Source organism: Chloroflexota bacterium, from assembly GCA_016875875.1.
In the GTDB taxonomy this organism is placed as follows: Bacteria; Chloroflexota; Dehalococcoidia; order GIF9; family UBA5629; genus 9FT-COMBO-48-23.
The window spans coordinates 127595-137500 of the sequence record VGOP01000001.1 but is presented as its reverse complement, the minus strand read 5'-3'; the positions used below and the strand labels follow the sequence as shown (position 1 = coordinate 137500).

Genomic DNA, 9906 nt, shown 5'->3' with positions numbered 1-9906 from the left:
AGGAGAATATGACCTCATTTTCTGCGGTCGTCAGGCAGCCGACTGGGATGCTGGACAGGTTGGCTCGGGTATTGCGGAAATACTTGGAATTCCTAGCGTTACCGTGGCCAAGAAAATAGAAGCTACTGATGGTAAAGCCAAGGTGGAACGAGTAATCTCCGATGGTTATCAGGTCATCGAGGTGACACTCCCTGCCCTGATTACAGTCAGCAATGAACTCGGTGAAGCCCGCTATGCTACCCTGAAAGGAATTATGGCAGCAGCCAAAAAGCAGCCTACGGTATGGAAACCGGCCGATGTCGGGCTCGAGCCATCACAAATAGGTGCTGCTGGCCGACGAGCTAAGCTTCTCAAGCTTTTCCAGCCAGTTAAAGAGGGTAAGTGCGAAATCGTAGAGGCTGATACCCCCGCGGAAGCTGCTACTAAATTGGCTGCCAGGCTTAGAGAAGCAAAAATAATCTAGAACTAAGAAGTAATCACAGGAGGTTATAATGGCTGAATATAAAGGAATTATGGTCTATGGCGAACTGATTGATGGCAAATTAAGCTCAATTACTACTGAGCTTCTGGGCTGCGGTCGGCGTCTTGCCGATGAACTGAAAGAAGACTTGCTATGCATACTGGTCGGCGACAAGTTAGGCGATGCCCCTAAAAAAGCTGTAGCTTACGGAGCCGACAAAGTATATGCCGCCGAGGATCCACTGCTGAAAGATTACCAAACAGATTCATACGTTGCCGTAATGGAAAAGGCAGTAAAGGACCTTTCGCCACGAATTCTTATTTTCGGACAAACATCTGTGGGGCGCGATTTGGCCCCCAGGCTATCCTTTAGATTAGGCGTCAGCGTATCCATGGACTGCCTGGAGTTGAGCATCGACCCGGGGACTAAGTTTCTCCAGCAGACCCGACCTGTTTACGGTGGCAACGCGCGGGCTACCTTCACCTCGGAAGTTTTCCCTCAGATGGCAACAGTCAGGCAGAAAGCCATGTCGCCACTGGCACCTGATGAAGCAAGAAAGGGAGAGATTGCATCTATCAAGGTTGAACTAGACCCGGCAAAGATAAGAACGAAGGTACTCGAAACAGTAAAAGAAGAGGTCGCTGGGGTAAAGCTCGAAGATGCTCAAGCAATAGTGACCGGAGGCAGAGGAATTGGTGGACCCGACGGCTTTAAGCAATTAGAGGAACTAGCCAAGGTATTAAAGGGTGCAGTAGGAGCTTCCAGGCCACCTTGTGATAACAAGTGGGTACCAGACGCAATGCAGATAGGGCTTACCGGCAAAATCGTCACACCGGAACTCTACATCGCGGTAGGTATTTCCGGGGCCAGTCAGCATTTAGCTGGATGTTCCGGCGCCAAAAACATAATAGCCATCAACAAAGACCCTGAGGCTAATATATTTAAGGAGGCGCGCTTCGGTGTGGTAGGCGATTGGAAACAGGTCCTGCCTGCCTTTACTGAGAAAGTCAAGGAGCTTCTGGCTGGCTAACGGGCTAGAACACTGTTACGGATTAGCTTTCTGGGCCATAACTTTCTGAGCGACTTGGCTTGGCACTTCTTCATAGTGGCTGAATTCAACGGTGAAGGTGCCACGCGCCTGAGTCATTGACCTCAGGTCAACAGCGTAACGCTGAACCTCTGCCAATGGTGCCTGTGCTTGAATAATATTGACTCCGTTCCCTGGATTCATGCCTAACACACGGCCTCGTTTGGTGTTAAGGTCACCGATTATATCGCCTGTAAGAGTATCTGGCACGGTGATTGTCATGTTCACAATGGGCTCGAGCAGGACAGGTTGTCCTTCAGTCAGCCCTTTTTTCAAAGCCTGCGCCGCGGCAATTTTAAAAGCCATATCCGACGAATCCACGGAGTGAGAGCTTCCATCGAAAAGCGTTACCCTGACATCAACTACGGGACACCCAGCTAGAACTCCCTCAAGTCTGGCTTCATTAACTCCTTTTTCCACTGCTGGAATATAATTCCTGGGCACGGCTCCACCAACCACCCTCTCTGTAAATTCAAAACCGGTACCCCTCGGCAAAGGCTCCAACTCTAACAAGACATGGCCATACTGGCCATGACCACCGGTTTGCTTCTTGTGTTTGTACTCTGCCTCAGTTCTTACAGTGATAGTCTCTTTATAAGGTACCTTAGGTCGCTGAAGGTTAACTTCTACGCCGAACTTGCTCGACAGCCTTTCAGCAGCAACATCAAGATGTGTTTCACCCATTCCCCCGAGGAGTATCTCGCCTATATCAGCCTCTCGTTGCACTTTCAGAGTAAAGTCCTCTTCGCATATTTTAGGCAGTACCGTGCTCATTTTGTCCAAGTCGCCTCTCGCTTTAGGATGTACAGCCATGTTTAATAACGGCTGGGGGAAATGAATCGGGGCAAACTTCAGCGGATGTTCACGTGAACCAAGAGTATCCCCTGTAGTGGTAGAGGCTAGCTTAGCTACAGCACCGATGTCTCCAGCGCCGAGATGGGGCGCTGGCTCCTGTGTTTTACCCCGCAAGACAAACAGTTGCCCTATTCTTTCCACTGCGCCTTTATTGGAATTCCATACCTGTGAATTGCTGGAAATAGTTCCTGAATAAACTCTAAAATAGCTGACCTTGCCCACACGAGGGTCATTAGTAGTCTTGAAAACAAAGGCCGACAAAAGTGCTCCTGGAATCGGCTCAACCACCTCTTCAGCTTTCGTCGATGCATTAATGGCTTTCACTGCATCCCGCTCCTTAGGTGATGGCATATAATCGTGAATAGCATCCATCAGAGGAGTGATTGCAGCATTCTTAAGTGCAGAACCAACCAGCACTGGCACAACCTTGCCCAGCTTAGTAGCCTCTTTTATGCAGCGGTAAATCTGCTCGTCGCTTATCTCTTCCCCATCCAGATATTTGGTAATAAGTTCATCATCAACCTCTACCACTGCTTCGATTAGCTTCTCGCGATAAGAATCTACATCGCCCGCAATAGACGAAGGCAACTCGGTTTCCTTTAGTGGGGTGCCACTATAAGCCTTCTTTGTTACAATGTCCACTACCCCCTGGAAATCTTTCTGAGAACCTATCGGCAATTGAATAGGCAAGCATTTCTTGCCCAGTTTGCCTTGAATGTCCTTCAAGGCATTAAAGAAGTTCGCATTCTCCCTGTCCATCTTATTCACAAAGATGAGGCACGGCAGTTTTGCCTCGCTGGCGTACCCCCACACCTGCTCAGTGCCAACCTCTACACCAGAGACAGCGCAAACCACAATGACCGCACCCTCGCTCACCGCTAACCCTGCTTTAACTTCAGCCACAAAATCAGGGTAGCCCGGTGTATCAATCAGGTTAAGCTTGCAATCTTTCCACTGACATGGTAGCAAAGACAGGTTGATGCTAATCTGGCGCTTTACTTCGGAAGGGTCATAGTCTGAAGTGGTTGTCCCGTCAGCCACATTGCCTAAGCGGTTAATAGCCCCTGAACTGAAAAGCATCGCTTCAGATAGCGACGTTTTGCCAGCGCCGGAATGAGATAATAAGACAACGTTACGAATTTTTTCTGGTTCAAAATGATGCACTTATCGCACCTCGTTCCTAGTTGCAGTTTCCCTTTGTGGGCAGTGGCATTGTAGCAATGTCTGGTTCTAACCGTCAAGGCAGAGATATTCGGGCAGGTTGGAGCATGCGACGAAGCAATCTCAAAAAATCCCCCTCTCCCTCGACGGGAGAGAGTGGAGTGAGGATGAAAGATGAGATGACTCCATCATGCTTTGTGTTATAATATCCAACGTTAATTTTAAAGACGGCCTTCATCATTTTCTGAGGTATAGCAAAAATGAAACTAAGTCGTGAGGAAGTAAAACATATCGCCCTCCTAGCCAGATTGGGACTGAGCGAAGCTGAAATCGAGAAGTTTAGAATTCAGCTATCCGACATTCTGGAAAACTTCGAGATACTCAAGCAGATTGACACCACCGACCTACCACCCACAGCCCAATCTATTGCTCTGCAGAACGTCTTCAGGCCAGATGAGCCAAAGGCGTCTTACCCAGTAAAAGAGATTCTGGATAATGCACCTCAGCGTGACGGCAATTGTTTCAAGACTCGGGCAGTTCTGGAATAAACCATGAGTGACCTACATCAGCTAACTATCAGCCAAGCTCACCAGCTTCTAAAAGATAGGAATATATCCTCGGTCGAATTGACCAAAGCAAATCTGGCACGTCTGGCTAAAGTAGAAGACAAGGTCCACGCTTGCGTAACCATCAGTGAGGATACTGCTTTAAAGCAGGCCAAGGAAGCAGACAAAACCATAAGCAGCGGCAAAATTGAACCATTAACCGGCATCCCCGCTTTGATTAAAGACGTTATGTGCACCAAAGGCATCAAGACCACCTGTTCCTCAAAAGTTTTGGAAAGTTTTGTCCCGCCTTACGATGCAACGGTTATAGACAAGCTAAAAGCCAGCAAAACGGTTATCCTAGGGAAGACAAATATGGACGAGTTCGCCATGGGTTCATCAACAGAGAATTCCGCTTTCTTCCCCACACGAAACCCTTGGAACTTAGACCGTGTCCCCGGCGGCAGCAGTGGCGGCTCAGCCGCTGCCGTGGCTACCGATGAGGCTATATACGCCCTTGGCTCCGATACCGGTGGCAGTATCCGCCAGCCTGCTGGATTCTGCAGTGTGGTTGGTTTAAAACCAACCTACGGTAGGGTGAGCCGTTTTGGGCTGGTCGCCTTTGCCAACTCGCTCGACCAGATTGGCCCCATAACCAAAAACGTTGCCGACTGTGCCCTGGTGCTTAATGTCATCGCCGGTCATGACCCCAAAGATTCTACATCGGCTCCTTACCCCGTTCCTGATTACACCAAAGCACTGATTCCAAAGCTTAACAACCTGCGTCTAGGTATCCCTAAGGAGTACTTCGTCGAGGGTATGCAAAAGGAGGTAAGAGCCAGTATAGAGACAGCAATAAACAAGCTGGAGGAATTGGGGGCTAACGTAGACCGGGATGCCTCTTTGTCCCTCACTAAATATGCCCTGGCCGTATATTACATACTAGCCCCTTCCGAGGCTTCAGCGAACCTGGCCAGGTACGATGGCGTAAAGTACGGCTTCTCCTACCAAGACACCAATAACATGTGGGAGGCTATGGAGAAAACAAAGCAGTTCGGCTTCGGAGATGAGGTCAAGAGACGAATCATGCTGGGAACCTATGCTCTATCTGCCGGCTACTACGATGCCTACTACCTAAAAGCTCAGAAGGTGCGCACTTTAATAAGACGGGAATTTGACCAGGCTTTCGAGAAATATGATGCTCTGGTTACCCCCACATCACCTACAGTGCCATTCAAGCTTGGTGAAAAGGTGGATGACCCTATACAAATGTATCTGAGCGATGTTTGTACTTTACCCATAAACATCGCCGGCCTCCCCGCCATCTCCGTGCCGGCCGGATTCGCCGACGGTTTACCTATAGGTATGCAGATTATAGGGAAGCCTTTCGACGAAGAAACCATACTCCATATCGCCTTTGCCTACGAGCAGTCCACCGACTGGCACAAAAGAAAACCGCCGATATAAAATAGAGGTTAAGTGTCATTGCGAGGAGCATAGCGACGAAGCAATCTCTGAAATTGCCTCGTCTTCGACTCGCAATAACGTACCTGGATTGTTAGGCATGCTCTAAAGGAGATGGGGGTTGGATAAAGTGCAAGTCAAGTGCTATTCAGGCCATACCTACGCTCAGAGACCAGTATCTTTCTTTTGGCAGGACAAAGAGCATAAGGTATCCCGAATAGAGAAGGAGTGGCTGGAGCCAGGTAAAAAGTTTTTCAGGGTCATCACCGAAGATGAGAAGCTCTTCGAACTCTGCTATAATGAGACCCAAGACCAATGGTGGCTTATCAACCAAAGGTGAGGAGGCGATATGAAAAAAATTCTCGAGGCTTTGGAAAAAGATGCCCGATTGACACCTGAGCAAATCTCAACCATGACCGGCACGTCAGTTGCCGATGTAAAAAAGACGATTAAAAAGGCCGAAGCAGACCGTGCCATATTAAAATATAAGACCGTCATTGATTGGTCTAAATTGGGCGAAGAGCAGGTCTGGGCACTTGTTGAGGTCAAGGTCGTTCCGCAACGCAATGTTGGCTTTGACTCCATCGCCGAACGCATTTATCGTTTCCACGAAGCTCGCTCCGTATACCTCGCCTCTGGCACCTATGATCTGGCAGTACTAGTAGCCGGTAAGACTATGCAGGAAATCGCTGTCTTTGTCTCAGAAAAACTTGCACCTCTGGAAGCAGTGCAGGGGACTGTTACCCATTTCATACTTAAGAAATACAAGGAGGACGGCGAAATACTGGAGGGCGGCGAAGGGGTTAAGCGTCTGCCCGTAACCCCATAACCGCAATTCCATTCTCTGCTCCGCAGACAGGAGGCTCCTGTGTCCAAAAGCGGGTCAAGTCATATTAAACTATCTCAAAGCCACATATCCGAAATTGTGAGGGCAATCCCACCTTCGGGTATCAGAAAGTTCTTTGATTTACTCTCCTCCATAGAAGGTGTAATTTCCCTCGGCGTCGGCGAGCCTGATTTCGTCACCCCATGGCACATTTGTGAAGCCGCTATTTACTCGCTGGAAAAAGGCTACACTATGTACACTTCCAACAAAGGCATGCCTGAATTAAGAGCAGAATTATCAGGGCACCTCGAATCCCGATTCGGGCTGACCTATGACTCCGAGGACGAAATCCTCATCACTGTCGGCGTCAGCGAAGGTCTCGACCTCGCCATGAGAGCCATACTCAATCCGGGTGATGAAGTCATCATGCCCAACCCCTGCTATGTCGCCTATCCTGCATCCGTTAGCCTGGCCGGCGGGGCACCGGTCCAAGTACCCACCACTGAGGAGAACAATTTTGAAATAACCGCCGCCGATATTGAGCCGCGGATTACTCAAAAGACAAAGGCTATCCTGCTTGGCTACCCATGCAATCCCACTGGCGCGGTTCTGTCAAAAGAAGAGCTGACTCAAATCGCTGAACTGGCTAAACGATATAACCTGCTGGTGGTATCAGACGAAGTCTATGGCCGACTGGTCTATGGTGTGGAGCATACCTGCCTCGCCACTCTCCCTGGCATGAGAGAGCGCACCATCCTGTTAAATGGCTTTTCCAAAGCTTACGCCATGACTGGATGGAGAATCGGTTACGCAGCCTCCGATAAGGAAATCATTGGAGCCATGACCAAGATTCACCAATACACCATGCTATGTGCTCCCATAATGGGACAGATGGCAGCTCTTGAAGCATTAAAGGCCAACGACAGCGAAGTAGATGCCATGGTCAGAGATTACGACAGGCGTCGCCGGGTCATCGTTAAAGGACTTAGAGATATCGGCTTGTCCTGCTTCGAGCCAAGAGGCGCCTTTTACGCCTTCCCCTCCATAAAAGTCACCGGCATGACATCAGAAGAGTTCGCTGAGAAGCTGCTATGGGAGGAAAAGGTAGCTGTAGTCCCCGGCTCGGCTTTTGGCCAGTGTGGTGAAGGCTACCTCCGCTGCTGCTATGCCACTGCCCTCCCCGACATCGAAGAAGCCTTGAAGAGAATGGGCAGATTCATCGAAAGACACCGCAAGAAGTGATGGCTGGAAGCCGGACAACAAGAAAATAATGTTAGGCAGGAGAGGTATGCCATGGATTTCGAACTAACTGAGGAACAAAAACTAACACGTCAGGCAGTTCGCGATTTTGCCGAGAGGGAGATAGCACCAGTCGCCAAAGAGCTGGATGAGAAAGAAAAGTTCTCCATCGAGCTAACGCAGAAAATGGCCGAACTGGGCCTTCTGGGTTGCTTTGTCCCCGAGAAATACGGCGGCTCGAACATGGGGTACATCTCTTATATCATAGTGGTCGAGGAGCTAGCCAGAGTAGATGGTTCCCACGCCGCTACCATTGCTGCTGGAAACTCTCTAGGTATCGGGCCAATCTACTACTTCGGCAACGAGAAACAGAAGCAGGACTGGCTTCCCAAGCTCTGCTCAGGAAAGTATCTGGCAGCTTTTGGCCTTACTGAGCCTGAAGCTGGCTCAGACGCCGGCAGCTCTCGCACTACAGCCGAACTTAAAGGAGACCGCTGGATTATCAATGGCAGGAAGATCTTCATCACCAACGCAGCCTGTCCGCTAACCGGCGTCATCGTTGTCCAGGCAGTGACCGGCAAGCGAGACGGTGGGCATGCAGAGCTCAGTTGTTTCATTGTTCCCAGCGATGCGCCCGGCTTCACCGCCAAAGAGATGAAAGGCAAGATGATGTGGCGGTCATCCAATACTGGTGAACTCTTCTTCGATGACTGCATCGTGCCCAAAGAAAATCTTTTGGGAAAGATAGGCGATGGCTTTCACCAGATGCTGTCCACCTTAGATGGCGGGCGCCTGAGCATAGCAGCCATGGGGCTCGGCGGTTCCCAAGGAGCTTTCGAGATAGCTTTGGAGTATGCCAATTCGCGTATCCAGTTCGGCCGGCCTATCAGCACCTTCCAGGTCAACGCCTTTAAGCTAGCCGACATGGCTCTTGAGATCGAACTGGCCAGAAATTTTCTCTACAAGGCTTGCTGGATGCGAGAGAACAACCTTTCCATAACCAAAGAGGCAGCCATGGCCAAGCTCTATTGCTCAGAGGTCATGCACCGCTGTGTTCACCAAGCCTTGCAGCTCCACGGCGGCTATGGGCTGATGAAAGATTTCAGAATAGAAAGATTCTATCGAGACCAGAGGCTTCTGGAAATCGGAGAGGGGACATCGGAGATTCTGCGAATCGTGATTGCTCGGCATATCGGTGTAGCCAGAAGGGCAATCTAGGAGGAAAGACATGAAAAAAGAGGAAAAGCGCATTAAAACGGCTGGCAAAACAGGCTCAGCCAAACGCAAGCCTGCCGGGCATGAAGATTTTCTGACCGATGCTTCCCGCCTGGCATCTGCTAGGGCAGTAGAAAAGAAAGCAGAGGCTCTGGGCGAACGAATTCGAACAGCCCGCGAAATGCGTGGCCTCACCCTTGAAGACATCAGCAGCCGCACCGGCATTGATGTGGCTGCGTTGAAACAAATAGAGTCAAGTGAAATGGCGCCGCCTCTCGGCCAGTTGATTAAATTAGGCAAAGCCCTGGACATGAAGATGGGCTATTTTATATCCCCCGGCGTTGACAAGCCTATGACCATAGTACGGAAAGGTCAAGGGCAAGCCATAGCGCGGTACGGAAAAAAGAAAAGCGAGCAGTACGGCTACTCTTACGAATCGTTAGCCCCAGAGAAAGCCAACCGAATGATGGAGCCTTTTATTGTAACCCTGCTGCCCACCGAGGCAGAGGAGTTCTCCTCACATGATGGCCAGGAATTCATCTTTGTCCTCGAAGGAGAAATGAAAGTCCAGGTTGGCGACCGAGTCGAATTCCTCAAGCCCGGCGATGCCGTCTATTACGACTCCAACCAGCCCCACCTCGTCAAATCCGCCACCAAGACCAAGGCAAGGATATTGGCCGTCTTATACACCGGAGCAAAATAGCCTGCGTTTCCATCGGCAGCGGATATTCCCACCGGCTGCTCTCTTGTTAGCGAAGACAAGCATAGATTATGGAGTAGAAATTATAGCCTTCTTCCCTCAACCATTGCCATCACACAATTCAGGCTATGGTTACTAGTACAGAAATTCTATTGGTAATATAAACTTTCAAGAGTAGTTTATCGTTAATAACTTAAAAAGGAGGTATATAGAGATGCAAGCGTACTGTATGAAATGCCGCACTAAAAGAGAGATGAGCAATCCGAGGGCTGTTAGAATGAAAAATGGCAAGCCGGCTACACAGGGTGTTTGTCCACGATGCGGGACTAAAATGTTCCGGATAGGCAAGAGCTA

The 9906-nt window shown here is 49.7% G+C and carries 10 protein-coding genes (1 of these 10 running past the window's edge); 9 read left to right on the top strand and 1 reads right to left on the bottom strand.

The features are described 5' to 3' along the window. Window positions 1–463, top strand: the 3' portion of a protein-coding gene (locus FJ023_00620) for an electron transfer flavoprotein subunit beta/FixA family protein (GenBank protein ID MBM4445850.1). The gene continues 344 nt to the left of window position 1, outside the view; 463 of the gene's 807 nt are visible here — the last part of the coding sequence; its start codon lies beyond the left edge, outside the window; the stop codon is at window positions 461–463. A 28-nt stretch (window positions 464–491) separates the two neighbouring features. Then, window positions 492–1490: an electron transfer flavoprotein subunit alpha/FixB family protein gene (locus FJ023_00615; GenBank protein ID MBM4445849.1), complete on the top strand. Its 999-nt coding sequence runs from the start codon at window positions 492–494 to the stop codon at window positions 1488–1490. A 15-nt stretch (window positions 1491–1505) separates the two neighbouring features. On the opposite strand, the gene fusA is transcribed toward FJ023_00615, so the two are convergent. Further along, window positions 1506–3566, bottom strand: a complete 2061-nt coding sequence (gene fusA / locus FJ023_00610) for an elongation factor G (protein ID MBM4445848.1) — start codon at window positions 3564–3566, stop codon at window positions 1506–1508. Window positions 3567–3823: 257 nt separating this feature from the next. Between fusA and gatC the strand changes: the two genes are divergently transcribed. The 7 genes from gatC (at window position 3824) to FJ023_00575 (ending at window position 9555) form a co-directional block, all read left to right on the top strand. Then, the gene (gene gatC, locus FJ023_00605; protein MBM4445847.1) at window positions 3824–4111 is read left to right on the top strand and encodes an Asp-tRNA(Asn)/Glu-tRNA(Gln) amidotransferase subunit GatC; all 288 of its coding nucleotides are present in this window, start codon (window positions 3824–3826) and stop codon (window positions 4109–4111) included. A gap of 3 nt (window positions 4112–4114) precedes the next feature. Next, window positions 4115–5575 (top strand): Asp-tRNA(Asn)/Glu-tRNA(Gln) amidotransferase subunit GatA, encoded by a 1461-nt coding sequence (gene gatA / locus FJ023_00600; GenBank protein MBM4445846.1) that lies wholly within the window; start codon window positions 4115–4117, stop codon window positions 5573–5575. A gap of 118 nt (window positions 5576–5693) precedes the next feature. Beyond that, complete coding sequence (locus FJ023_00595; protein MBM4445845.1) at window positions 5694–5912, top strand: hypothetical protein; 219 nt, start codon at window positions 5694–5696, stop codon at window positions 5910–5912. Between the two features lie 9 nt (window positions 5913–5921). Further along, window positions 5922–6401 (top strand): Lrp/AsnC family transcriptional regulator, encoded by a 480-nt coding sequence (locus FJ023_00590; GenBank protein MBM4445844.1) that lies wholly within the window; start codon window positions 5922–5924, stop codon window positions 6399–6401. Window positions 6402–6464: 63 nt separating this feature from the next. Beyond that, window positions 6465–7640: an aminotransferase class I/II-fold pyridoxal phosphate-dependent enzyme gene (locus FJ023_00585; GenBank protein ID MBM4445843.1), complete on the top strand. Its 1176-nt coding sequence runs from the start codon at window positions 6465–6467 to the stop codon at window positions 7638–7640. 51 nt (window positions 7641–7691) lie between these two features. After that, on the top strand, window positions 7692–8855 hold the full coding sequence (locus tag FJ023_00580; protein MBM4445842.1) for an acyl-CoA dehydrogenase: 1164 nt from the start codon (window positions 7692–7694) through the stop codon (window positions 8853–8855). Window positions 8856–8865: 10 nt separating this feature from the next. After that, a complete protein-coding gene (locus tag FJ023_00575; GenBank protein ID MBM4445841.1) occupies window positions 8866–9555 on the top strand; it encodes a helix-turn-helix domain-containing protein in 690 nt (229 codons plus the stop codon). The last annotated feature ends 351 nt before the right edge of the window (window positions 9556–9906 follow it).

Coding starts and splice junctions, on each gene's coding strand:
- FJ023_00590 (MBM4445844.1), top strand. CDS start 5,922: ATGAAAAAAATTCTCGAGGCTTTGGAAAAAGATGCCCGATTGACACCT.
- gatA (MBM4445846.1), top strand. CDS start 4,115: ATGAGTGACCTACATCAGCTAACTATCAGCCAAGCTCACCAGCTTCTA.
- gatC (MBM4445847.1), top strand. CDS start 3,824: ATGAAACTAAGTCGTGAGGAAGTAAAACATATCGCCCTCCTAGCCAGA.
- FJ023_00580 (MBM4445842.1), top strand. CDS start 7,692: ATGGATTTCGAACTAACTGAGGAACAAAAACTAACACGTCAGGCAGTT.
- FJ023_00615 (MBM4445849.1), top strand. CDS start 492: ATGGCTGAATATAAAGGAATTATGGTCTATGGCGAACTGATTGATGGC.
- FJ023_00575 (MBM4445841.1), top strand. CDS start 8,866: ATGAAAAAAGAGGAAAAGCGCATTAAAACGGCTGGCAAAACAGGCTCA.